The sequence below is a fragment of the Serratia sp. Tan611 genome (genome assembly GCF_905188235.1).
In the GTDB taxonomy this organism is placed as follows: Bacteria; Pseudomonadota; Gammaproteobacteria; order Enterobacterales; family Enterobacteriaceae; genus Serratia_B; species Serratia_B rhizosphaerae.
Window position 1 is genome coordinate 3893307 of sequence record NZ_LR994655.1, and the last position, 24984, is coordinate 3918290.

22 protein-coding genes are annotated in these 24984 nt (G+C 58.4%); 6 read left to right on the forward strand and 16 right to left on the reverse strand.

The features are described 5' to 3' along the window. Positions 1 to 40 precede the first annotated feature (40 nt). Genes recC through TAN611_RS18380 form a run of 5 tightly spaced genes read right to left on the reverse strand, consistent with a single transcriptional unit; the run spans position 41 to position 5309 of the window. Positions 41 to 3412 (reverse strand): exodeoxyribonuclease V subunit gamma, encoded by a 3372-nt coding sequence (gene recC, locus TAN611_RS18360; protein ID WP_203066839.1) that lies wholly within the window; start codon positions 3410 to 3412, stop codon positions 41 to 43. Positions 3413 to 3447: 35 nt separating this feature from the next. After that, entirely contained in the window at positions 3448 to 3816 is a 369-nt protein-coding gene (locus tag TAN611_RS18365; protein WP_105232331.1) for a prepilin-type N-terminal cleavage/methylation domain-containing protein, read from the reverse strand. After that, positions 3794 to 4237, reverse strand: coding sequence for a YgdB family protein (locus tag TAN611_RS18370; RefSeq protein WP_197950979.1), 444 nt, complete (start codon positions 4235 to 4237; stop codon positions 3794 to 3796). The genes TAN611_RS18365 and TAN611_RS18370 overlap by 23 nt, the downstream gene beginning before the upstream one ends. After that, the gene (locus TAN611_RS18375; RefSeq protein WP_105232333.1) at positions 4234 to 4815 is read right to left on the reverse strand and encodes a prepilin peptidase-dependent protein; all 582 of its coding nucleotides are present in this window, start codon (positions 4813 to 4815) and stop codon (positions 4234 to 4236) included. Before TAN611_RS18375 ends, TAN611_RS18370 begins: the two co-directional genes overlap by 4 nt. Further along, complete coding sequence (locus TAN611_RS18380) at positions 4809 to 5309, reverse strand: prepilin peptidase-dependent protein (protein WP_187044206.1); 501 nt, start codon at positions 5307 to 5309, stop codon at positions 4809 to 4811. The genes TAN611_RS18375 and TAN611_RS18380 overlap by 7 nt, the downstream gene beginning before the upstream one ends. Here TAN611_RS18380 and TAN611_RS18385 point away from each other — a divergent pair. Then, the gene (locus TAN611_RS18385) at positions 5308 to 5496 is read left to right on the forward strand and encodes a hypothetical protein (protein ID WP_105232335.1); all 189 of its coding nucleotides are present in this window, start codon (positions 5308 to 5310) and stop codon (positions 5494 to 5496) included. The genes TAN611_RS18380 and TAN611_RS18385 overlap by 2 nt on opposite strands. Positions 5497 to 5513: 17 nt before the next feature. Here TAN611_RS18385 and thyA read toward each other — a convergent pair whose 3' ends face one another. The 4 genes from thyA to rppH all read right to left on the reverse strand — a co-directional run bounded on the left by thyA (position 5514) and on the right by rppH (position 10200). Continuing rightward, positions 5514 to 6308, reverse strand: a complete 795-nt coding sequence (thyA, locus tag TAN611_RS18390) for a thymidylate synthase (protein WP_187044205.1) — start codon at positions 6306 to 6308, stop codon at positions 5514 to 5516. Positions 6309 to 6314: 6 nt separating this feature from the next. Further along, positions 6315 to 7190 carry a prolipoprotein diacylglyceryl transferase gene (gene lgt, locus TAN611_RS18395; RefSeq protein ID WP_105232337.1) on the reverse strand — a complete coding sequence of 292 codons (876 nt, stop codon included), beginning with the start codon at positions 7188 to 7190 and terminating at the stop codon, positions 6315 to 6317. Between the two features lie 223 nt (positions 7191 to 7413). Further along, positions 7414 to 9660 (reverse strand): phosphoenolpyruvate--protein phosphotransferase, encoded by a 2247-nt coding sequence (gene ptsP / locus TAN611_RS18400; RefSeq protein WP_203066840.1) that lies wholly within the window; start codon positions 9658 to 9660, stop codon positions 7414 to 7416. Positions 9661 to 9672: 12 nt separating this feature from the next. Further along, positions 9673 to 10200, reverse strand: a complete 528-nt coding sequence (gene rppH / locus TAN611_RS18405) for an RNA pyrophosphohydrolase (RefSeq protein ID WP_015673597.1) — start codon at positions 10198 to 10200, stop codon at positions 9673 to 9675. Positions 10201 to 10896: 696 nt separating this feature from the next. Here rppH and mutH point away from each other — a divergent pair. The 4 genes from mutH (at position 10897) to TAN611_RS18425 (ending at position 13971) form a co-directional block, all read left to right on the forward strand. Further along, positions 10897 to 11583 carry a DNA mismatch repair endonuclease MutH gene (mutH, locus tag TAN611_RS18410; protein WP_105232339.1) on the forward strand — a complete coding sequence of 229 codons (687 nt, stop codon included), beginning with the start codon at positions 10897 to 10899 and terminating at the stop codon, positions 11581 to 11583. A gap of 94 nt (positions 11584 to 11677) precedes the next feature. After that, positions 11678 to 12394 (forward strand): TerC family protein, encoded by a 717-nt coding sequence (locus tag TAN611_RS18415; protein ID WP_105232340.1) that lies wholly within the window; start codon positions 11678 to 11680, stop codon positions 12392 to 12394. A gap of 126 nt (positions 12395 to 12520) precedes the next feature. Then, positions 12521 to 12739, forward strand: coding sequence for a YgdI/YgdR family lipoprotein (locus TAN611_RS18420; protein WP_105232341.1), 219 nt, complete (start codon positions 12521 to 12523; stop codon positions 12737 to 12739). Between the two features lie 191 nt (positions 12740 to 12930). Next, entirely contained in the window at positions 12931 to 13971 is a 1041-nt protein-coding gene (locus TAN611_RS18425) for an NADP(H)-dependent aldo-keto reductase (protein ID WP_105232342.1), read from the forward strand. A gap of 384 nt (positions 13972 to 14355) precedes the next feature. Here the strand turns inward: TAN611_RS18425 and lplT are convergent, their stop codons facing one another. The 4 genes from lplT to TAN611_RS18445 all read right to left on the reverse strand — a co-directional run bounded on the left by lplT (position 14356) and on the right by TAN611_RS18445 (position 20940). Next, complete coding sequence (lplT, locus tag TAN611_RS18430) at positions 14356 to 15549, reverse strand: lysophospholipid transporter LplT (RefSeq protein WP_105232343.1); 1194 nt, start codon at positions 15547 to 15549, stop codon at positions 14356 to 14358. After that, the gene (aas, locus tag TAN611_RS18435) at positions 15546 to 17702 is read right to left on the reverse strand and encodes a bifunctional acyl-ACP--phospholipid O-acyltransferase/long-chain-fatty-acid--ACP ligase (protein WP_111736552.1); all 2157 of its coding nucleotides are present in this window, start codon (positions 17700 to 17702) and stop codon (positions 15546 to 15548) included. The genes lplT and aas overlap by 4 nt, the downstream gene beginning before the upstream one ends. 343 nt (positions 17703 to 18045) lie before the next feature. Next, positions 18046 to 20304, reverse strand: coding sequence for a molybdopterin guanine dinucleotide-containing S/N-oxide reductase (locus tag TAN611_RS18440; RefSeq protein ID WP_105232345.1), 2259 nt, complete (start codon positions 20302 to 20304; stop codon positions 18046 to 18048). 132 nt (positions 20305 to 20436) lie between these two features. Further along, positions 20437 to 20940 (reverse strand): hypothetical protein, encoded by a 504-nt coding sequence (locus tag TAN611_RS18445; RefSeq protein ID WP_187044202.1) that lies wholly within the window; start codon positions 20938 to 20940, stop codon positions 20437 to 20439. 402 nt (positions 20941 to 21342) lie between these two features. Between TAN611_RS18445 and galR the strand changes: the two genes are divergently transcribed. Beyond that, positions 21343 to 22362, forward strand: a complete 1020-nt coding sequence (galR, locus tag TAN611_RS18450) for an HTH-type transcriptional regulator GalR (protein WP_197950972.1) — start codon at positions 21343 to 21345, stop codon at positions 22360 to 22362. Positions 22363 to 22369: 7 nt separating this feature from the next. Here galR and TAN611_RS18455 read toward each other — a convergent pair whose 3' ends face one another. The 3 genes from TAN611_RS18455 to TAN611_RS18465 form a co-directional block, all read right to left on the reverse strand. Then, entirely contained in the window at positions 22370 to 23143 is a 774-nt protein-coding gene (locus tag TAN611_RS18455) for an FCD domain-containing protein (RefSeq protein WP_105233497.1), read from the reverse strand. Between the two features lie 80 nt (positions 23144 to 23223). Further along, the gene (locus TAN611_RS18460) at positions 23224 to 23541 is read right to left on the reverse strand and encodes a PTS sugar transporter subunit IIB (protein ID WP_111736550.1); all 318 of its coding nucleotides are present in this window, start codon (positions 23539 to 23541) and stop codon (positions 23224 to 23226) included. Positions 23542 to 23551: 10 nt separating this feature from the next. Continuing rightward, on the reverse strand, positions 23552 to 24979 hold the full coding sequence (locus tag TAN611_RS18465; RefSeq protein ID WP_203066841.1) for a glycoside hydrolase family 1 protein: 1428 nt from the start codon (positions 24977 to 24979) through the stop codon (positions 23552 to 23554). Positions 24980 to 24984: the final 5 nt, after the last annotated feature.

The window sequence follows — 24984 nt, forward strand, 5'->3', positions numbered from 1 at the left end:
AGTTTTACCACCTCCCGCCACGGTGCACCACCCGGGCTCACTATCCCAGATTATGTCTGGCAACCGGCAGCAGGTAACGTTCTGTTTCCGCTAAAATTTGCGCCAGGGCATCATTATCCAGCTGACGCAGCACCCGCTGTACATAAGGGTCTTCCCCTTCGCCAGGAATTCGCTGGTCGCCCTGCCAGGCCTGCAGCAGCTTACCGCGCGCTTTACTCTGCGTCTCTTCGTTCCAGTCAATCGCCTGATTTTCCGGCTGATAACACTGGCTTAACCAGGCCCAACCGCTCTTATTAAGCAGCATCAGCGGCTGGCACAGGCCGCGCTGATAGCCGGCCACCAGCTCCGCCAATTGCTCTTGCGCGGCTTCCGCCGGCAGCGCGGCAAAACGCCAGACTGAGTTCTTGCGCCCCAGCATGCGGCTTTCCCCCTGACCGCCCGCACAGCAATACAGCAAATGCTCCAGCCACAGCAGAATGCCGTCCACCGCCGACAGAGCGGCCGGCCGCCAGCGCAGCAGGCCATCTTCCTGCACCTGATGCAGCCAGCCGCCGATATGCACGCCCGCCACGTCGATATCCAATTCCAGACTGCCGCTTGTCTTGCGCTCCTCACGCACCTGCGCCGCCAAATCCTGCATCTCTTCCTGTTGCTTCTGCCAGTAAATCTCGCCGAAGGCGCCGTAAGGCAAACCGCCGGAGGCCCTGATGCGCTGATACAATTTTGCCGCATCGTCGCCGTCAATCAGCGCGTTCAGCAGTTGGTTGTTGTACTGATAGCGGCTGAGATTATCCAGCGTAAACGGCTCTTCGTCCGGCAGTTCGGTTTCTTCCAGAACAAAGCTAACGCCCAGACGCTGCTGGAAGAATGCGCGGATCGGGTGGCGATAAAAACGCTGCAGCTCATCCAGCGCGATCTGTGTTTTGGGTTCGGGCGGCAGCGGCTGGTTGAACTCGGGGTGCGCCTGGCCGCGTCCGTCGGCGGCCGGCAGCCATTCGGCGGCGTAGCTTTGCGCCTCGCTGTCCGGCAAGAAATTCTCTGCCGCAAACGGCATACGGGCATGCCAGCGAAGTAAATGTTCGCTAACCCGGCTCGCGCTGGCATCGACATCCCGTTCCTCATCTCCCGGCAGACGGTAACTCTGCTGCAGGTACTCCAGTAACTCCGTCACCAACACCGAGGGATAACGTTCGCTGTTGTCTTGAATCGAACGCCCGATAAAGCTGATATATAGCTTTTCCTGCGCGGACAAAATAGCTTCCAGGAACAGATAACGGTCGTCGTCGCGGCGGCTGCGGTCGCCGCGCTTCACCTGCTGCGCCATCAGGTCAAAGCCCAGCGGCGGCAGGGTGCGCGGGTAAACGCCGTCGTTCATGCCAAGCAGGCACACCACCTTGAACGGGATGGAACGCATCGGCATCAGCGTGCAGAAATTGATCTGCCCGGCCAAAAAACGCTGGCTGATCCGCTCCTGATCGAGACGCGCCGCCAGCTCGTCACGCAACAGACTCAGCGGTACCGCATCGGGATATTGAGCATTGGCACCATGCTCCAGTACCTGATGCCACTGCTTTTCTATCAGCGCCAGCGCGGCTTCCGTGTCGCCATCGGCGGCAAAAAAGCTCTCCAGCAGCTGGCGGCACAGCGGCGCCCACTCCGCCAGGGTGCGCGTTTCGCTGAGACGTTGGCGCCACAGGCCGAGCTGCGTTAGCAGTTCAGCCAACTGACCCGCCAGCTCCGCCGCCAGCCCGCTGGATTCATCGTATGGCAACACCCCCTGCCAGTCGCCGGCGTTGCTGTCCATGGCATAGCCCAACAGCATGCGGGTAATGCCGAAGCGCCAGGTGTGCTGGCCGGTGGTCGGCAGCGCCAGCTCGCGCACGTTGTCATCATCCAGCCCCCAGCGTACGCCGGATTCAGCCACCCAATGGCGTAACAGGCGCAGCCCCTCCTCCTGAATGGCAAAGCGTGCGGCCAGCGCCGGTACCTCCAGTAGCAGCAGCACCTGTTCAGAGGTAAAGCGGCTCTGCGGCAAATCCAGCAATGAGATAAACGCCTGCAACGCCGGATGAGCCTGGCGCGCTTTACGGTCGGAAATGGCAAACGGCAGGTAGCGATCCGCCGGCGCATTGCCGAACACCGCCTGAATGTATGGCGTATAACTGTCAATATCGGCGACCATCACAATGATATCGCGTGCGGTAAGCTGCGGGTCTTCCGCCAGCATCGCCAGCAGTTGGTCGTGCAGCACTTCAACTTCGCGCTGCGGGCTATGGCAGGCGTGCAGACTGAGTGAACGATCGTCGGGGTCCAGCAGTCGCTTGGCATCGCTGCGTTCAAAAGTTTCCGGCGTGGTGCCGATCACCGCGCAATCCTCCAGCTCCAGCATGTCGCGCTGGATGCCGTGCAGCATGTTGTCCGCCGGGATATCGACAAAAGCGTCAACCTCCTGCAGCGTTTCCATCTGCGCCAGCAGATACAGATGATCGCGCCCCAGCTTACCCCATGACGCCAGCAGCGGGTTACTCAGCAGCTGCTCGCCTTCAGCGTCGAACAGCTGCGCCGCCTGCTCGGGATCGCGGAATAACCCCTGTTCCTGTGCCTGGTGGCGGCGGCGTCGCTTACGGCTTTGCAGCCGCGCCAGAAACGCGTAGTCCTGGATATCGCCCCAGTAATAGCGGCACGGGTTGGTGAACATCAGATGAATATCAATATGCCTGCCCAGCGCCTGCAGCGCCTCAAGGTAGACCGGCGGCAGCGCCGAAATACCGCAGATAAACACCCGCGCCGGTAACCCTGACGGGCACTGTTCCGCCTGCTCAAGGGTGGCGATAAAGCGGCGATACAGGTTGGCACGGTGCCACTCCGGCTGCCCCAGTTCCTGGGTATACTGCACCAGCCGCGCCCACAGCGGCGCCTGCCACTGCTGCGCCTCAGGCAGATCGGCGATCAATTCGCCACGTTGCCAACTTTCCAGCCACTGCGGCCGGTACACCAGATATTGGTCAAACAGATCGGCAACGCGCCCGGCAAGCTGGTGAATTTTGCGCTTATCGCCGTCGTCGGTCAGATAGTGCTGCAACGGGGCAAACTCGGGCTGTGTCAGCATATCGGGCAGCAGCCACATCAGTTTCCAGGTCATAGCGTCCTTACTGAAGGCGCTCTCTTTCGGGATGCCCGGCAACACGCGGGTAAACATGTCCCAGATAAAGGTCGCCGGCAGCGGAAACTCAATATTGGCGGCAATGCCGAACTGCTCGGCCAGTTGCATCTGCAGCCACTGCGCCATTCCCGGGCTTTGCACCAGCACAACCTCCTGCTGGAAAGGGTCGGCCAACGGTTCTCTGGCGATCAATACGCTGGTTAGCGTTTTCAGCACGTCCAGCTGATTGGAATGATAAACCGTAAACATGAGGCTCCTTGAAAACCATATACATACGCGCCGGGTTAGTCATCGCCGCAATACCAGCGCCCAAGCTGAGCATGCTGACGCTGCGGCGTATCTACTCTGACCGTGATCTGCCGGCAGACGCCGTCGACGGCGCTCTGCCACACCTCGCGCCGCCAGCCGGGCGCCAGGACATCATCAGCATCGCTGCCGGCGGCCAGACGCTCCAACTGCTGATGGGCCAGCGACCAGGCCTGCCGGTACTGCCATTGCCGCTGCAGCCCCTGTAATAATACCTGATGGTATTGTAACAGGCCGAGCAGCGACACCGAGAATAACAGTGTCGCAATTAATACTTCCGCCAGGCTGAAGCCGCGCTGATGCCGGCCCACCCCGCTATTGCCATTAATCCTCACAGGCCGCTGCATCCTTTTCCGGGCAAAAATCCAGCCAGCCGCCCGGTTCTGCCCGCAGCCGTCCGTGCGCATCCGGCATGGCCAACTGATACAGCCAGAGCGGTTCCGCTGCGGGTATCTCACCCAGCCCGCGCAGCAGTATCATGTCCGCCCGGGAGGCGCGCTTGACGCAGGCCTGTAGCCCCGACGCAGGTTGCCGCTGACAGCGCCACGCTCCTGCATTCAGCAACGACGGCGGCCAGGATTGCGTCAGTCCCCAGTTCAACGCAGACGACGCCCGATTATACGCCTGCAGGTAGCGCCGCTGCTCAACCGCCAGCAGCAGCGCACTATCCAGCTGTTTTTGCTGGGCGCCCAGCAGCAGCAACCCCATCACCAGCACCAACATCACCGCTGCCAGCACGCTGCCGCGCTGAGAATCCCGTCCGTTCATGCTGACGGCGCCTCCACGTTGATATCCCACCGCATTGAGCGCGTCATCGCCCCCGAATCCGCCGAACGACCGCCCAGCGTCAGCCGGAGCAGGCGCCGCCCGTCTTTCCCCGGCAGCAGACGAACGTTAAACGTCTCAATGTGTACTTCGGCACGCTCAAACAGGTTTTCCCAGCCGCCGCCGTTACACTGACTAACGCCGCGCTGGCGCTCAAGCCGCCCTTCACGTAAGCGGTAGCCGAATTTCTCCGCCTCGTCGCCCGTCGCTTCCCAGCGGCCGTTGCGGTTCAAATCATAGGCGACGATGACGCAGCTGTCGGGCGCCTCCCCGGCATGCCGCGCGATACTCATCGCCCGCCCGATGCACGTCCCGGCGCAAAATCCCGCGCGGCGCAGATCTTTTTCAATACCAAACGCCGCCTGCCGCAGCCTTAGCTCCAGCTGATAAGCGCCGAGAAACGCCGCGCTTTGCTGGCGCAGCGCAGGATAGGCCTTCGCCGCCGCCAAAATAATCAGGCTTCCCGCCGCCATGGCCAGCAGCACCTCAGGCAGGGTGAACCCGCGCGCTGACGTTAACATGCGCGGATCCCGCGCAGCGCGGCCCCCATGCTGCAAATGCGCAAGCGCCCTTGGGCGGAAAGCACCACCTGCAGTTGGCCGGCGCGGTTGCCCAGGCGGATATGTCCGCCCTGCGCGCTGTTACGCACCCCGTAAAAACCCAGCTCTTTACGGGTGAAGTCGAGCAGTTGTATATCATCGCTCGGCGGCGTGAACAGCCACCTTGCCGGCTGCTGACAGTCAGCCGGTTCAGCCCCGCTGCCCAGGCACCAGCGCCCATGCGGTTTAAACCACAGCAATGCCGTGCGGTTGCGCCAGTTGGCGTCGGCCTGCAGGCGCTGTAAAAACACCAGTAGCTGTTGGGTGGCCTGCTCCAGCCGCAGCGCCTGCTGGTGATGCCGCCAGTGACTCACGCCCCAACCGCTCAGCATCGCACTAATCAAAACTGCCAACAGCAGCTCCATCAGCGTGATTCCCCGCTGCCGGCAAACGTTGTTGTGAGAGTTATCGTTCATGACGCTGAGTGTAATCACCGGGGCAAACGATAACAGCGCCTCGGTCAACGCCTGGAAAACAGTGCGCAAACAAAAGGTGCAAATGGCAGACAAAGCAGAAAAAATGCGGCGTTACGCGCAACGTTCAGCGGCATCACCGCCGGCAGGTAACAAAGAAAAAGGGCGCAACCGGAGTTGCGCCCTGTAAAGAAGCATCGTCTGAAATCAGATCGCCACTGGCGCTTTAATCGCCGGATGTGGGTCGTAACCTTCAATCTCGAAATCTTCAAAGCGGTAATCGAACAGCGAGTCAGGTTTACGCTTGATCACCAGCTTCGGCAGCGGACGCGGCTCGCGGGTCAGCTGCAGCCGGGTCTGCTCCATATGATTGCTGTACAGGTGCGTATCACCGCCGGTCCAGACGAAATCGCCCACTTCCAGATCGCACTGCTGCGCCATCATATGCACCAGCAGCGCATAGCTGGCGATATTGAACGGCAGGCCGAGGAAGACATCGCAAGAGCGCTGATACAACTGGCAAGACAGTTTGCCGTCCGCCACGTAAAACTGGAAAAACGCATGGCAAGGCGCCAGCGCCATCTGATCCAGTTCGCCGACGTTCCAGGCGGAGACGATGATACGGCGTGAGTCCGGATCCTGTTTCAACTGCTGCAGTACCTTGCTCAGCTGATCGATCTGACGACCGTCGGCTGCGCCCCAGGCGCGCCACTGCTGGCCGTAAACCGGCCCCAGGTCGCCATTCTCATCGGCCCACTCATCCCAGATGGTGACCTTGTTTTCACGCAGGTAGGCAATGTTGGTGTCCCCTTTCAGGAACCACAGCAGCTCATGAATGATGGAGCGCAGGTGACACTTTTTGGTGGTCACCAACGGGAAGCCTTCCTGCAAATTGAAACGCATCTGGTGACCGAAAATCGACAACGTGCCGGTGCCGGTGCGGTCTGCTTTTGGGGTGCCCTCATCGAGCACTTTTTTCATTAAATCCAGATACTGTTTCATGTTTCCTCACGAAGTTTGTTGCTGCGGGCGACGGCGGTACGCCCAGATCATCATAATAATACCGGCCAACACCATCGGGATCGACAGAATCTGCCCCATGCTGATAATGCCGTCAAACAGCCCCAGCTGCGCGTCCGGCTGGCGGAATGACTCCACAATAATACGGAAGGCACCGTAGCCGATGAGGAACAGGCCGGAAACCGCGCCCATCGGCCGCGATTTGCGAATAAACAGGTTGAGAATGATAAACAACACCACGCCTTCCAGCAGCAGTTCATACAGCTGCGACGGGTGGCGCGGCAGCACGCCGTACTGGTTCAGCAGCGGCAGCCACTTGCCGGGGTCGGCGGCGGCAATGGCAATATCCTCACTGCGCGAGCCAGGGAACAGCATCGCCCACGGCGCGTCGGTCGTCACGCGTCCCCACAGTTCGCCGTTGATAAAGTTACCGAGCCGGCCGGCACCAAGGCCGAAAGGAATCAGCGGGGCGATAAAATCAGACACCTGGAAGAAAGTGCGCTTCGTGCGGCGCGCAAACCAGAACATCACCAGAATCACACCCATCAGGCCGCCGTGGAACGACATGCCGCCATCCCAGACTTTGAACAGATAAAGCGGGTTCTCAAGGAACAACGGCAGGTTATAGAACAGGACATACCCCACACGGCCGCCGACAAATACGCCAAGGAAACCGGCATACAGCAGGTTTTCCACCTCGTCTTTCGTCCAGCCGCTGCCCGGCTTGTTGGCCCGGCGAATCGCCAGCCACATGGCAAAGACAAAGCCAACCAGGTACATCAGGCCGTACCAGTGCAGGGAGACCGGGCCGACGGAAAAAAGCACCGGATCAAACTCAGGAAATCTCAGATAGCTATTGCTCATCTATCACCACAACTCGTCTGTTATTCTTCCCCAACGGGGTCGCAGTCCGTTGCCGACCGGCGGCAACCTGAATAATCTTGGGTCTACATCGCTAGATGGGTCTTTTCCGCTGCCTGGCGCCGGCATAGCGCGCCGCGGAAGGCCCGCATCATAACATAAGCTTAACGACGCCCGGGGACGGCCGCAGGGAAAAGTTCTGTAAAAAAATCAGTCTGAATGCGACTCAGCGCCCGCCGCGCACCAGGCCGCCCATATTATGCTGTTCCATAAAGGTCACGGCCAGGTGACGCACCTCATTGGTCAGCGAAGCGCTCAGCACCAGCTGCGCCAGACGCTGCGCATCCGTCAGATCGATATGCCGCAGCAGGTATTTGATGCGCGCCACGCTGCGTCCGTTCATGCTGAGATGGCGATAGCCCATGCCTACCAACAGTAACGCCCCAATCGGGTCGCCGGCCAGTTCACCGCACAGGCTGACCTGTAGGCCGGCAGCTTCACCCTGCTCGACGATCGTCTGCAGCACCCGCAGCATGGAAGGGTGCAGGCTGTCATACAGCGACGCCACGCGGGTATTGTTGCGGTCTACCGCCAACAGGTACTGGGTTAAATCGTTGGTGCCGACCGAGATAAAATCGATCCGCTCGGCCAACTGCGGGATCAGGAAGATCATCGACGGCACTTCCAGCATCACGCCGATGCGCGGCTTGGGGATCGCATAGCCCAGCATCTCTTCCACCTCATGCCCGGCGCGCTCGATCAAGCTTTTGGCCTCATCGATCTCATCCAGACTGGTGACCATCGGCAGCAGAATGCCCAGGTTGCCGGTGCCGGCATTGGCGCGCAGCATCGCCCGCACCTGGATCAGGAAGATCTCCGGCTGATCGAGCGTCACGCGGATGCCGCGCCAGCCCAGACAGGGATTCTCTTCGCTGATCGGCATATAGGGCAGTTGCTTGTCAGCGCCGATATCCAGAGTGCGCAACGTCGCGGGTTTGGTCGGATACAGCTGCAACATGCCCTGATACTGCGCCACCTGCTCTTCTTCCGACGGAAAGCCGCTCTGCAGCATAAACGGTATTTCCGTGCGGTACAGGCCGACGCCGTCGACCCGCCCGCCCAGCAGTTGCTCGTGCTCCGGGCTTAAACCGGCATTAAGCAGCACCTGGATACGTTCGCCGCTTTTCATCTGCGCCGGCTGCTCGACGTCGTCTTCCGCCAGTTTGCTTAACGCCAGTTCCTCATCAATCAGCCGCTGATACTCTTGCAGCAGCACCGGCTCAGGATCAACCAGCAGCTCGCCGCGATAGCCGTCGACAATCAGCATCCGGCGGTTCAGCAACGAAGGCTGGATATCCGCCCCCATCACCGTCGGCACGCCCATGGCGCGCACCAGAATCGCGGCGTGGGAGTTGGCGGCGCCGTCGCGCACCACCACCCCGGCCAGCCGGTCCGGCGGCACCTCCGCCAGCAGGGTGGCCGTCAGCTCGTCGGCCACCAGCACAAAGCGCTGCGGCCACTGGGTCGCGCCCTGCGTGGTATCGTCAAGATGGAAAAGCAACCGCTGGCCGAGCGCACGCAAGTCGCTGGCGCGCTCACGCATGTAGGTGTCCTGCAACGCGGCAAACTGGGCGGCGAATACCTCAATCACCTGTTTGACCGCCCACTCCGCCACCGAGCCGGCGTCAATTTCAGAAAACAGTTCGCGTTTCAGACGCGCGTCGTTTAACAGGTGGGAGTAAAGGTCGAAGATAGCCGCGCTCTCTTTTTGCGCGCTGGCAGCAAAACGTTTGCTGAAGCGGCGAAACTCCGCGCCGGCCTCTTCCAACGCCAGCGTCAGGCGCTCGCGTTCGCTGACGGTATCCAGCGTAGAGGCTTTAAACACCTGATCGAGCGAAGGCTGGCTGCTGTCTTGCCAACCTTCAGCCACCGCCACGCCCGGCGAGGCCGCCAGCGCGCGCACCCGCGTCTGCCGATAGCGGCCAAACAGCGCATTAAGTTGAGACTGCGAGAGGATCCCGGCCATCTGCGTGGCCAGGGTGACCATGAAAGATTCTTCGCTTTCGTTGAACTGCCGCAGGTCGCGCTGCTGCACCACCAGCACGCCGAACAGCTGGCGACGATGGATAATCGGCACGCCGAGGAAGGAACGGAAGTGCTCTTCCTTAACCTGTGGAATGTATTTGAAGCTGGGGTGGCTCTGCGCATCCGCCAGGTTAATCAGCTCCGCCCGGCTGCCCACCAGCCCTACCACCCCTTCATCGAACGCCAGGGCAATGGTGCGCCCACGCGGTTTTTTCAGCCCGCGCGTCGCCATCAGGTAATAGCACTGGCGATCGTTATCCGCCAGATAGATAGAGCAAACTTCGGTGTCCATCGCCAGACAGGTTTCATTGACCAAAATATCCAGCGCGTCTGTCAAACTGGCCGCCGCGGCCACCTTCTCAACAATTTCTCGCAAGCGCGTGAGCATAGTCTGCTTGAGTTAACCTCTTTTTCGGCGATAAGCGGGCGCCTGCCGCGGCGCTGACGGCTGCTGCAGCGGCATCACGGTTGCGGCGAATTCTTTCATCACCCGGCGGTACACGTCCCGTTTGAACGATACCACCTGGCGAACCGGATACCAGAAGCTCACCCAACGCCAGCCGTCAAATTCCGGCGTACTGCTGCGCTGCATATTGATATCCGCATCACTGCACATTAACTGCAACAGAAACCACTTCTGTTTTTGGCCGATACAAACCGGCTTTGTGTCCCAACGCACCAAACGTTTTGGCAATTTATAGCGCAACCAGTTGCGGGTCGAGGCCAGGATGCGCACATCCTTTTTACTCAACCCCACTTCTTCGAACAGCTCACGGTACATCGCCTGTTCCGCGGTTTCGCCAGGGTTAATCCCACCTTGGGGAAACTGCCAGGAGTGCTGACCGTAACGGCGGGCCCACAGGACCTGCCCCTGACGATTACAGATTACGATACCAACATTCGGGCGGTAGCCATCATCGTCGATCACCGGACTACCTCGATAAGCTAAATTCGTAAAGATGCTCTGATTGTTTCACACAAGCTACAGGCGGTAAACCACTGCTTTACGGCTCTGCGCGCCGGATAACATTGGGATAACTCACAGATATTGGCAAAGTTATAAACATAGGGCGGGGTTTTCGGCCGGTTTTATTCACTTTTTCTGTGGATAGGTATGTGAAGAACTCCAGGAATAAGCCGGTAAAACTCAGCGACATGCTAAAACCCGCCGGCAGGTTATTTTATTTTTTAACTTTAATAACAACAATGTAAATCGTTTTCGTCAGTTATGTACAGAGGCAAAATGTGATCTGTGCACGGTCAGGATCTCACCCTGGCGAAAGATCCACCAACGCCGTTTTTATCCACAGATTATTCGTCATAGTTAGGCACAAATCGGACGAATTCGTAAAAAACGCCCGTCGTCAAGGCTGTAGATCGAACCAGTAATCAGGAAAAATTTGGGTTATCCCATAAATCTGTGGATAAATAGGTGTAAGATCCTGTTCATTGTCGGTGGCTTCAGGTGCACAAGCGGCAAAACAAATGTTTCCCACTCGGCCAGCGGCAAAAAAAACCATGTAAAATCATGCTACTATTATTGTTTTCCCCAACCCACCTTTTACCTTGAGGGTTGTGTGCAAATGCCGTGCATTTTTTAACCACCAGAAACAGGCTTTAATTTATGGCGTTTTTATCCCCTCTGCCGCCTCCGCCGGAAAACGAACAACAGCTCCTGGAACGCGCCCAGCGTCTGGCGGGGTTTAGTCTTGGCGAATTGGCCGCCCGGGCGCAGATCGCCATCCCGGCAAATCTGAAACGCGATAAGGGCTGGGTCGGCATGCTGCTGGAGCTGTATCTCGGCGCCATGGCCGGCAGTAAGCCAGAACAGGATTTCCCCGAACTGGGTATTGAGTTGAAAACTATTCCGATCGACGCCGCCGGCAAGCCGCTGGAAACCACCTTTGTCTGCGTTGCCCCGCTGACCGGCAACAGCGGCGTCACCTGGCAGAGCAGCCATGTGCGCCATAAACTGGCGCGCGTCCTGTGGATCCCGGTGGAAGGCGAACGGCAAATTCCGCTGGCGCAGCGGCGCATCGGTTCGCCGCTGTTGTGGAGCCCTAACGAAGAAGAGGATGAGATGCTGCGTCGCGACTGGGAAGAGCTGATGGATCTGATCGTACTCGGCCATGTCGAGCGCATCACCGCACGCCATGGTGAAGTCCTGCAGTTGCGCCCCAAGGCCGCCAACAGTAAAGCGCTGACCGAAGCCATCGGCGAGCAGGGGCAGCCGATCATGACGCTGCCGCGCGGTTTCTATCTGAAAAAGAGTTTCACCGCGGCGCTATTGGCAAGACATTTCTTAATCTAAATCGCTGTCGTTTAATTTGCGTTTAATCAACGGTGCCGCCGCACCAATAAATGCGTATAATTTTCCCTTTGAATTTTTTAAGGTGTACTGGGCAATGTTTGAATGGATTATGGATCCCAATGCCTGGTTGGCGTTAGGCACGCTGACCATACTTGAGATCGTTTTGGGTATCGATAACATCATCTTCCTGTCCCTGGTGGTGGCGAAGCTGCCAAAGGCGCAGCAAAACAAGGCGCGCAGAATGGGGCTGGCGGCCGCGATGCTGATGCGTCTGGCCCTGTTGGCGTCCATCGCCTGGGTGATCCGCCTCACCCATCCGCTGTTCAGCGTGATGGAGCATGATATCTCCGCCAGAGATTTAATTCTGCTGCTCGGCGGCCTGTTCCTGATCTGGAAAGCCAGCAAAGAGATCCATGAAACCATTGAGGGCACGGAAGAGGAGCACCACACCAAGGTGCACAGCTTCTTCGGCGCCATCGTGCAGATTATGCTGCTGGATATTATCTTCAGTCTGGATTCGGTGATTACCGCCGTTGGTTTGTCCGATCATCTGTTTATCATGATGGCCGCCGTGGTGATCGCCGTCGGCGTGATGATGTTCGCCGCCCGGCCAATCGGCGAGTTCGTCGACCGCCACCCGTCGGTGAAGATGCTGGCGCTGGCGTTTCTGATCCTGGTCGGTTTCACCCTGATGCTGGAAAGCTTCCAGGTGCACGTGCCAAAAGGCTATATCTATTTCGCCATGTTCTTCTCCATGACGGTCGAAGCGCTCAACCTGATGCGCGGCAAAAAATCGACGAACGCAGAATAAGCAATAAAAGGCGCGCCGTTAGCGCCTTTCTTCTTTATCCTCTGGGAGATAAGAGTTATCTGAGACAAGTTCCCGGCGTTAATTTGCTAATCTTATAAATATTCTTTCCTATTGAGGATCCGCAGTATGAAAAAGTGGGTAATGGCCGCCGCCGCACTGGCAATGATGGTTGGCTTAACCGGTTGCTCCAGCGACTACGTGATGGCGACCAAAGACGGCAATATGATTCTGACCCAGGGCAAGCCCGAGATCGATAAAGACACCGGCCTTATCAGCTACCAAGATGAAAAAGGCAACTATCGCCAGATCAACGGCGACCAGGTTTCTCAGGTTATCGAGCGCTGATTGCGTTCCGCTATGGCTATCGCCCCCCGCGGTAGCCTGCTCTTCTCCCGTCGCGTAAATCCCCTTTCACCATCCACACGGCTTGGTTATAGTCGGACAAGGTATCAATAGCCTTACCGGCGTCAACCTGAGCCGGCGGCAGTAACACCGGGCGCCGCCCGTCGCGCGACATAAGTTAAGGAAGGCCGTTAATGCAATACCACCGAATTCCCCACAGTTCTTTAGAAGTGAGCGTGCTGGGACTGGGCACAATGACCTTTGGCGAACAAAACAGTGAGGCCGATGCGCACGCACAGCTGGATTACGCACTGGCTGCTGGTATCAATCTGATAGACACCGCCGAGATGTATCCGGTACCGCCGCGTCCGGAAACCCAGGGGTTGACCGAGCGCTATATCGGCAGTTGGATCAAGGCGCGCGGCAACCGCGAGAAAATCGTGCTGGCCAGTAAAGTCGCCGGCCCGACGCGCAATAACGACAGCGCCATCCGTCCGCAGCAGGCGCTGGACCGCAAAAATATCCGCGCCGCGCTGGACGACAGCCTGAAGCGCCTCAATACCGACTACCTCGATTTGTATCAGTTGCACTGGCCGCAGCGCAGCGCCAACTACTTCGGCAAGCTGAACTATCAATACAGCGATGAAATGGCGACGGTTACGCTGCTGGAAACGCTGGAAGCGCTGAATGAGCAGGTACGCGCCGGCAAGATACGTTATATCGGCGTCTCCAATGAAACGCCGTACGGCGTCATGCGCTACCTGCACCTGGCGGAAAAGCATGAACTGCCGCGCATGGTCTCCATTCAGAACCCGTACAGCCTGCTTAACCGCAGTTTTGAGATCGGTCTGGCGGAAATCAGCCAGTTTGAAGGCGTGGAACTGCTGGCTTACTCCAGTCTGGCCTTCGGCACGCTGAGCGGTAAATACCTGAACGGCGCCCAACCGGCGGGCGCGCGCAATACGCTGTTCAGCCGCTTTACCCGCTATTCCTCGCCGCAGGCGCAACGGGCAATCGCCGAATACGTCGCGCTGGCGAAAAAGCACCGTCTGGATCCGTCGCAAATGGCGCTGGCCTTTGTCAGACAGCAGCCGTTTGTTGCCAGTACGCTATTAGGCGCGACAACGCTTGAACAGCTGAAGACCAATATCGACAGCTTCAACCTGACGCTGGATGAGGAAGTACTGCAACAGTTGGAAGAAATTCACAGCCGCTTTACCATCCCGGCGCCGTAAAGCATTACGCCAGAGCGGGACGGAAATACCGTCCCATTCTTTATCACTGGCGCTGATAAAATATATCCCAGCCGCTAATTTAAATAATAAATACCTGGAGTTTATATTCCTCAGGAAATAACCTCTTTTAATATCCAGAATGCTCTTTTATTTGATCCGCCTTACTGGACAAGGGGTTAGGCGATCGTATAATCAAACACGAATCGTGTCATTTGTCAGGTTTAACAACGTTAGGTTGGTGCAGTAGGTTGCTGACTGAATTTACGCCGTCACTTCACTGGGTCTGACGTAAAATATAACGCCGATTCATAACCCCTCTATTAATATTATGGTTAACAGGTTATTGCTTCAGGGCGCAGCGTTATACTGCGCCCTATTTTTTTATTAACTCCGACGCTGGGAGAACCACAACACGCTAATCGCCAGCGCAAATACCACGCCGAACCCAATGCCGACGCCAACCACCGGCACGCCGATTTTTACCACCAGCGAATACAGGCCCAACATCAGCAGCATCGCGGTATTTTCTCCGAGGTTTTGCACGGCAATCGCATTGCCGGCGCCGACGGAATGTTTACCGCGCTCCTGCAACAGCGCATTCAGCGGCACCACAAAGAAACCGCCCAGCATGCCGATAACCAGCAGCAGTGCATAAGCGTTAAACATGGTGGTCTGCAGCGCAAAGAACGCCACCGCGACGCCGATTAAAATACCGGCGGGCATGCAACGCTTGACCGTTTCCAGCGTGACAAAACGCGCAGCCACACCGGCTCCGACCACGATGCCCACCGCCACCATCGCATTGAGCAGCGTCGGCGTGGCGTTATCGACGATTCCCAGTGCCACCGGCACCCATAACACCAGCAGGAAGCGCAGCGTCACCCCGGCTCCCCAGAACAGGCTGGTGCCAATCAGTGAGAAACGCGTTTGGCCGTCGCGCCACAGAGTGACACAGGCGGCAAAAAAGCTGCGCGTCATGGCACGCGGGTGCCATGACTGTGCAGGCCGCGCCGCCGCCAGCCGCGGAATATACAGATTCGCCACTACCGCCGCTGCGTACACCAGCGCACACACCGCCAGCGCGATCAGGATATGCCAGTCCGCCAACAGCCCGCCGGCCACCGAACCTATCAGGATCGCAGCGATGGTTGAGGCCTCCATCAATCCGTTGGCTTTAACCAGTTTTTCACCGCTGGTGATTTCACCCAGGATGCCGTATTTGGCCGGCGAATATGCCGCCGCGCCGATGCCTACCAGGCTGTAACCCAGGAACGGGTTAAGCCCCAGACAGATTGCCAGCGCACCCGCCAATTTCAGCGCGTTAGCCACCATCATCACCCGCCCTTTGGAAAAGCTGTCGGCGAACTGGCCGACAAACGGTGCCAGAATGATATAGGTCGCCACAAACGCCATCTGCAGAATTGGCTGGCTCCAGTCGGGGTAGAGCTGCTGTTTAATCAGCGCCAGCGTGGCAAACAGCAGCGCATTGTCGCCAAATGCCGATAAAAATTGCGCGCAAATCACCGCGATCATGCCGCGCGACAGCAACGGCGCGTTGTCGCTCAACGTTTGGCTCATGATGCATTCTCCGGCTGTTCGGCCATGTTACGCAGGGTGACGTAATCCGGCTTGCCGCTGCCCAGCACCGGCAGCGTCTTGAGCCAGCGAATATCACGCGGCACCGCCAGCTCCGGCGTACCCTGCTCACGCGCAGCGCGCAGCAAGGCATCGCGGGTCAGTTCGCTGTCGGTGGTGTATAGCACCAGGGCTTCGCCTTTGCTGCTGTCGCTTTTCACCGTCGCGGCGTGATGGCCGTCCGGCGCCGCACGCAGCGCCAGCTGCTCGACGATCTCCAACGAAATCATCTCACCGGCCAGTTTGGCAAAACGCTTCACCCGGCCGCGAATGGTGCAGTATCCCTGCTCGTCCAGCGTGACAATATCGCCGGTATCGTACCAGCCCGGCTGCAGATTGCCGTTTTCATCTTCAGCGGCAGGCGGCTCCAGCTCGCCCGGACGTTCAACGCGCAGGTAGCCCTTCATGATGTTCGGCCCGCGCAACTGCAGGCGTCCCCCTTCCTCAATGCCGGGCACCGGCATCAGGCGCGCCTCCATCTGCGGCATAATGCGCCCGACGGTGCCCACCTTGGTCGCCAGCGGCACGTTGATCGACACCACCGGCGCACATTCGGTCACGCCGTAGCCTTCCAGAATGCGGATGCCGTATTTGTCCTGATAAATCTGTTTGGTGCTCTCCGCCAGTTTTTCCGCGCCGGCCACCACGTAACGCACGCGGGCAAAGTCATACGGATGGGCAAAGCGGGCGTAGTTGTTCAGGAAGGTCGCGGTGCCGAACAGCACGGTACAGTTCAGGTCGTACACCAGCTCCGGCACCACACGATAGTGCAGCGGGCTGGGATACAGGAATACCCGGCTGCCGGTCATCAGCGGCGTCAACAGCCCGACCGTCAGGCCGAATGAATGGAACAGCGGCAATGAGGACATAAAGCGGTCGCGCGGCGTAAAGTCGGCAATGGTGCGGATCTGCTCCACGTTGGCCAGCAGGCTGGCGTGCGAGTGCACCACGCCTTTCGGATGGCCTTCCGAACCGGAGGTAAACAGCACCAGCGCGGCGTCATCGGCCTGCTGCGGCAGCATGGCGCGCTGCGGCTGCAGCAGATGGCGCAGGATCCACAGCTTATCCGCCAGCGTGACGGTATCTTTCAGATCTTCCAGATAAACCCAGTTGGCTTCCGGCACCTGTTCCGGCAAATGGGTCAGCTTGCCCTTTTCCAAAAACTGACGCGAGGTGACGATGGTTTTAATGGTTGCCGCGGTCATCGCGCTTTTCAGGCCGTTGGAACCGGCCGTGTAGTTCAGCATCGCCGGGATGCGCCGGCGCAGCGAAGCGCCAAATATCGCCGCGGCGGTAATGGTGGCGTTCGGCAACAGCATGCCGACATGCTCGCCTTCGGCGGTAAACCGCTGCAGGATACGGCTGACGCCCAGAGATTTTTTAATCAACGTGCGGTAGCTGTCTTCCTTAAAGGCAATATCTTCAATGCAGGGCTTACCGGCGCCGTAGCGCTTTTGCGCCGCCAGCAGCGCGCCAAACAGCGTCTGCGGCTGTCGGGTCGCCATGCGCGCCTGCAGCATTATCTGATACAGATGGTCGCCCGCCAGCACGCGGCGGTCGCGGGCGCGCGGCGCTTCCGGCATCGGCAGCAGCGTCGGCGGCAGAATGTGGAGGGTAATCTGCGGGAACGCGCGCAGTTTAAACACGCCTTTCATACGGCCGAACAGGCTGAACTCCGGCCCGTCAATGCGGATCGGCACCACCGTCGCGCCGGACTTGGCGGCAATAAACGCCGCGCCGTCATAGACTTTCATCAGAGAACCGGTAACGGTTATGCGTCCTTCGGGGAAGACCACAATCGGCCGCCCCTTCTGCACTTCACGCACCAGATGTTTAACCGCCATCGGCTTGGTAGGATCGAGGAAAACGAAATCGATGTAGGGCTTCAGCCAGCGCATAAACCAGCTGTCAGACACGCTGGAATAAACGGCAAACACCGGCTTGATCGGTAAAAACAGCGCCAACAGCACGCCATCCAAAAATGAGACATGGTTGGGGGTAATCAGCAGCTTCTGCTGATTAAGATGCCGGGCATCCCCTTCAACACGCACGCGAAATAGCAGGCGAAACAGCGTGCGCATAACAGACATGAACATACGACTCTCCCTGTAGCATTCTGGCAGCGACGGCCAGATAAGCGTTAGCACGTTATCCCCCAGTCATTGGGCGGCATAACACGTTGTAAGGGAAAGGATACTATACGACCGGCAAAAAAAAACCTACGCATCTGCGTAGGTTGGTGCAATTGAAAATGGCTTCAACATACAGAGTATGTTGATTTCTCACCAATCAATACCTCTGGGACTACCTACTTTAGAGAGGTGCCGATTAAGAAACTACCGAGGAATCGCAAGAGTTATGCTTGAAATGAAACCAGCTGTAAATTTCTGGTTATCCTCATTAATAGCGCAATAAAATCTCAGCGTTCCCCGGTGCGGCCTATGGCGCGCAGACCTCCACCAGGCAGCTCATGGCGTTAGGCCCCTGCGTCAGCGGCGAGGTACCGATATCCAGCGTCAGCACATTAGGGTTGCCGGCCTGTTCCAGTTCGTGGCGCTCTGCGCCGAAGCCCGGATCGAACCAAGCGCCGGTCGCCATCACCACCACGCCGGGCGTCACGCCGTCCGTGATCCGCACCCCGGCCAGACAGCCGCCGCGACCATTGACCACCTTCACCAGCGCGCCGTCGGCAAGCGCGCGCGGCGCCGCATCATGCGGGTGCATCAGCAGCGTTTCGCGTCCGGCCGTTTTATTGGCCTGCGCCTGCGGCGACGGATCCAGCTGGCTGTGCAGACGGTCAGCCGGCTGAACGGTGATCAAATGCAGCGGCCACTGCTTCGCCAACTCAGCCCCCAGCCACTCGACCGGCGGCTGCCACTGCGGATGCGGCGCGAAATCGTCATAGCGATAGCCGGCGATTTTTTCACTGAACAACTCGATTTTGCCGCTGGGCGTTCGCAGCGCATGCGCCTGCGGATCGGCACGGAATGCGTCCAGAAACACCGTGTCCTGCTTCGGCGCCGGCAGCTTCACATGGCCCCGTTGCCAGAACTCGTCAAACTCCGGCCATGCTACGCCGGCCTGGATCTGCGCCTGTCCGCAGCGCTGATAAATATGCTCAATCCACTGCCGCTCGTTGCGATCCTCGGTAAATTGCTGGCGATAGCCAAGACGATCCGCCAGATCGGCGAAAATATCAAAATCATTGCGCGCCTGATGCTGCGGCGCGATCGCCTGATGCATCGCCAGCACGTAGGGATCGCGCGCCGAGCCGCCAATATCATTACGCTCCAGCGCGCTGGTCGCCGGCAGCACGATATCCGCCATTTTCGCTGCGGCAGTCCACCAGATGTCCTGCACAATCACCGTATCCGGTTTTTGCCAACCGGCCACCAGCCGGTTCAGCTGCTGGTGATGATGGAACGGGTTGCCGCCGGCCCAGTGCACCAGGTGAATATCCGGGTACTCCCGGGTTTCACCGCAAAACGAATAGGGTTCGCCCGGCTGCAGCAGCATGTCGCAAATACGCGCCACCGGAATCGCCAGCCCGGCCGGATTATCGCCGACCGGCAGGCTGGGGGCCGGCGTGTTCAGCCGCGGGTTGCCCATGCCGTTCATCGCGCCATAGCCGAAGGAGAAGCCACCGCCCGGCAGACCAATTTGCCCCAGCATCGCCGACAGGGCGATCATCATCCAGTAAGGCTGCTCGCCACGGTGGGCGCGCTGTACCGAATAGGAGCAGGTGAGGAAGCTGCGGGCACCGCTGAGCTGCTGCGCCAGACGCACAATCCGCGCGGCCGGAATGCCGGTGATCGCGCTGGCCCACTGCGGCGTTTTGGCCACGCCGTCGCTCACGCCGCACAGATAATCCGCCAGCTGAGGGTAACCCACGCAGTGGCTGGACAGAAAATCGTTGTCCAATGCGCCGTTACGCTGAATCTCATAGCCTAACGCCAGCATCAGCGCCACGTCGGTATTAGGGCGGATCGGGATCCATTCGGCATTGATAAAGGCCGGAGTGTCGTCGCGCGTCGGGCTGATACTGACGATCGGCGTACCCTTGGCCGCCAGCTTCTCCAGCCATGACTTCAGCGAGTGTTCCGCCGCGCCGCCGAAGGAGGCCTGGGAATTTTTCAGCGCCAGACCGCCGAACGCCAGGAAGAGTTCGCAGTGCTCCACCACGTTCGGCCAGCTGGTCGCCTGCCCGGTCAGCGGCGCAAAGTTGCCGATCACATACGGCAGGAAGAACTGCGCCGCCCCCCAGCTGTAGTTGCCCATCTGGTCAACGCCGCCGCCGCCGGCGAAATAAAAGCGACGCAGCTGCGAGCTGGCGTGATGCAGCCGCCCGGCGGAGGACCAGCCGTAGGAGCCGCAAAACAGGCCCGACGCGCCGTAGCGATCGCGCACCCGGCGGTTCTCTTCCGCCACCAGATCGAGCGCTACGTCCCAGTCGACCTCGACGAAATCCTCGCGCCCGCGCAGCGTGCGGTCACTGCCCTCACGCTTTTGCAGCCATGAACGCCGCACCGCCGGCTTGCGGATGCGCGTCGGCGAATAGGTCATCGGAACAATGGAGTCCAGCATCGGCGAAGGGTGCGGATCGTTAGCGAAAGGTTCGCAGCGAATCAGCCGCCCGTCTTCCACCACGGCGGTATACGCCCCCCAGTGTGCAAGTTGCGGATAACGTTTAATCGGCATGATGTACTCAGGTAGCAAATGATGGCCCTAAAATAACACCGCCGCCGCGCTGCGCCCAAGAACAAATCACCTCAGCGCGGCGCCGGGCCTGACGCGGTCAACAGGGCGGGCCGGACAGCCCGCCGCGAGGCGTCAATTTAATAAACCGCGCCAGTCATTTTTCGTAACGCACTCCTGATAGCCGTAATTAAAGTAGCCATCGACAGAACACCTTAATATATTCGGATAATAGCTAGGAGAAGTCAGCATATAGGTTACTCTATAGCTAACAGGTCGAGAGCCGGCGCTATACGGCTGATAAGAAAAACCGCAGCGGATATACTTATCCCCTATCCTTTCACATTGATGTAAAACGGCATGATTACCGAACTTGCTATACTTTTCCAGCGAGAGTTTAACCAAGATTAATCCATTGTCTGTGTAGGTTGTAACATAGGAGGACATATCAGGCATCAACTCTTGCGCTGACCAGTTGGCGGCGCCGGGCTTAAAGTCAGGATTCTGCTGTAAAAAACCAGACATGTTAAACTTACTCTGGGCCAATGAAGTGGCAGGCATAAAAGTGGCGGCGAATAATATCGATGCCGCAGCGGTAAATAATGGCAAACATATTCCTTTCCCCAATGATTTTTTCATCACTCTCTCCTTGATAAACAAATAATTAAAATACAGTATAAGGGCAATAGATAATGATAAATATGACACGACCGAGAGTTTTCGACTTTTATATATCAACAAATAGAATGAATTAATTATTAATATCGATATTTTTATATTATTGGCAGCAATAAAAACGTTATTTATCGCGACAGAATAACCATACCGTTTAGTCAGCTTTACCGGCTCGGCAATCGCCCGAGGCGGCATCTTCACCCATACTTTTCGCTAACGCACTGACTTTTACCTGCAAAAAAGCCGGCTCGCCGACCAAAATCTGCCGGTGACGCCACAGACACGCGGGCAATAACTTGCAGCCCGCGCGGTTTTCCGTAAGACTGAGGAATGTAAGCGATTACCCTAGGATAAGTTGAAGCAAATATGGCTACGATAAAGGATGTTGCCAGGCTGGCGGGTGTTTCCGTAGCCACGGTGTCTCGCGTAATAAACCATTCCCCCAAAGCCAGCGAAACCTCGCGTAACGCGGTGCTGGCCGCCATGGAACAGCTGCAGTATCACCCGAACGCCAATGCCCGCGCGCTGGCGCAGCAGTCAACCGAAACCCTCGGTCTGGTGGTGGCCGACGTCTCGGACCCGTTCTTCGGCACCATGGTGAAAGCCGTCGAGCAGGTGGCGTATGCCACGCATAATTTCCTGCTGATTGGCAACGGTTACCATGAGGCGGAAAAAGAGCGTCAGGCGATCGAACAGCTGGTGCGTCACCGCTGCGCTGCGCTGGTGGTGCATGCCAAAAAGCTGACCGATGATGAGCTGAGCGGCTGGATGCGGCAGATCCCCGGCATGGTGTTGATCAACCGTACGCTGCCGGGATTTGAGCAGCGCTGCGTCGCGCTGGACGATCGCTACGGCGCCTGGCTGGCCACGCGTCATCTGATTCAGCAGGGCCATCAGCGCATCGCCATTATCTGCTCCACCCACCAGATTTCCGACGCCGCCGACCGTCTGCAAGGCTATCTGGACGCGCTACAGGAACACGGCATTGCGGTGGATGAGAAGCTGATCGCCTATGGCGAACCGGATGAGATCGGCGGCGAGCAGGCAATGACTGAACTGCTCGGCCGCGGCAAAAAATTCACCGCCGTTACCTGTTATAACGACCCGGTTGCCGCCGGAGCGCTGTCGGTGCTGAGCGATAACAGCATCGACGTGCCGGGCCAGATGTCGCTGATCGGCTTTGATGACGTGCTGATTTCACGCTATCTGCGCCCCAGACTGACCACCATCCACTACCCGGTGGTCGCCATGGCGACGCAGGCGGCGGAACTGGCGCTGGCGCTGGCCAACAACCAGCCACTGCCGGAAATCACCAATATGTTCAGCCCGACGCTGGTGCGACGCCACTCCGTCGCCAGCCAGGGCAAGGCGTCAGAGACGCGCTAAGCGCGTATTACACCAGCTTGCCCTGGAAGATCGGCACCGACTCAAACAGGTAACCGTCAAATTCCGGCGCATCGACGTCGGAAAGCTCCATCAGCGTGCCCTTGATGTTTTCCATATGCTGCCACATCGCCTGATACGACCCCATCACGTCGCGGCGGCGCAGCGCAGCCAAAATGTTCTGGTGGTCCGCCAGCCATTTCAGCCGGTAGCCTTTGGTGGCGATGCGGCTGTGCAGCTGTTGCCACAGCGGGCTGGCCTCCCGCCGCTGCCAGATGCTTTTTACCGTGTCCAGCAGCATCTGGTTCTGCGTGGCGCCGGCAATCAGCAAATGGAACATTTTGTCGTTGTCGCCGCTTTCATCATTGGCGACGATGGCGCGCTGTTCCTGCTCCAGCGTGCGGCGCAGATTTTCGATATCCGTTTTGGTGGCCATTTTGGCGGCAAAGGCGGCGATATTGCTTTCCAGCAGCTGACGCGCCTGCAGCATTTCAAACGGCCCGACTTCGCCGTGCAGGATAGGATCCTCTTCCTCCGCGTTTTCATTGGGAATGCGTATGACATAAACGCCGGAGCTCTGGCGGATATCCACCGTTCCTTCCAACTCCAGCATTAACAGCGCTTCACGCACGATAGTACGGCTGACGCCGTAGGTTTCGGCAATATTGCGCTCCGGGGGCAGGCGCGTGCCAATGGCGAAATGGCCCTGCTGAATTTTCTGCCGCAGGTCTCGGCCAATTTCCTGATACTGCTTTTTTTCCTGCGGAATCACGACTTTATCCACCGTTTCACCCTGAAAAACGTCTGTCCATGCCATACCCCGCCGGCGGCGAGGTATCTGGCCTGTGTAGGTTCACAATCAGATTAGTCTACCAAACCCAGCGCCTGATCGAGTACTTTTGCGCCGTTTAACGTGCCATAAGCCACAGAATCGATCACCGCAATCGGGATCTGATACGCGTCGGTAAGCTTTTTATTTTCTGTCAGCTTGAAGCGCACCTGCGGGCCAAGCAGCACCGCAAGAATATCGCCGCCGTAACTTTGCAGCTCATCACGCAGGTTCTGCTCGGGAATGGCGTAAATCTTCAGCTCCAGCCCGCGCGTCTGCGCCTCTTTTTCCATCTTGGTCACCACCAGCGAGGTGGACATGCCCGCCGAGCAGGCCAGTACGATACGTTTCATCGGTCACTCCTTATCGGTTTTCATCATCGAGGGTGAAGCTCAGACGGCGGCTCTCGCTCAGCGCGCGGAACCAGTGCGCCGACTTTTTCTGCCGCCGGTTGCGCTGGTTGTCCAAATCTATTTCTATCAGGCCATAACGATTTTTAAAGGCGTTCATCGGCGACACGTTGTCCGTGAAGGCCCACAGCATATAGCCCTGGCAGTTGGCTCCCTCTTCGCGCGCCTTCAGCGCCCAGTAAATATGCTCGCGGATAAATTCAATGCGGTAATCGTCCTGAATTTCCCCTTCGGCATTTTTGAAGCGTTCTTCCTGCTCAATGCCCATGCCGTTTTCCGAGATAAACCACGGAATGTTGCCGTACTCATCGCGCAGGCGCAGCGCCATGTCGTACACGATGCGCGGATAGATCTCCCAGCCGCGCGAACGGTTCATCCGCCGCCCCGGCAACTCAAAGTGCTCGTAATACATCGCCGGATGAAACGGCGTGGTGCTGCACCATGCGCGACTCGGCGCCTTGACCCGGTGCGGGTAGTAGAGATTGATGCCCACCTCGTCCACGGTGTTATCGCGGATCGTCGCCATCTCCTCCGCCGTCCAGTCAACGCTGACGTCGTGCTGCTGCAGCAGGGTCAGCAGCTCCGCCGGATATTCGCCTTTAATCGCCGGGTCGAGGAACACACGGTTGTAGAACAGATCGTACAGCTCGGCGGCGCGCTGGTCATGCGGCGCGCCGGAGCGGGCGTAGGTGACCTCCGGGTTAAGGATCACGCCGATGCTGCCGGCACAGCCCATCTGGCGGAAGCATTGCACCACTTTGGCGGTCGCCAGATTCTTATGGTGGTTCCACTGCATCCACGTGTTGGTGTTCTGCTCATACGGCCAGCGGATCGCATCCAGATAGACCCGCGTCTGCACCACCACCGGTTCGTTAAAGGTAAACCAGCGTGTGACTTTGCCGCCGAAGCGCTCAAACACCCGCCGGGCGTACAGCACGAACAGCTCCACCACCCGTTTGGAGCGCCAGCCGTCATATTTTTCCAGCAGGTAGCCCGGCAGCTCATAGTGCTCCAGACACAGCATCGGCTCGATGCCCTGCTGCTTCATCTCATCGAGCAGCGCGTCGATATAGCTCGCATACTCTTCATCCACCACGCCCTGCTCATAGTCGGTCAGAAAGCGCGACCAGTTGATGGAGGTGCGATAGTGGCCGACGCCGCTCTGCTTCATCAGCGCCACGTCTTCGCGGTAGCGGTTGATAAAGTCCGTCGCCACCGCCGGGCCGTAGCCGTTATGCCAGACGTGACGGTCATGCTGGTACCACAGATCGAGATAGGAATCCTGCCCCTGTTTTTTGCCGCTCCAGCCCTCGGTCTGCCAGGCGGAAGCCGCCGCGCCGAGAATAAAATCCTGGGGAATCTCCATTGAAACCTGACTCATTGCTC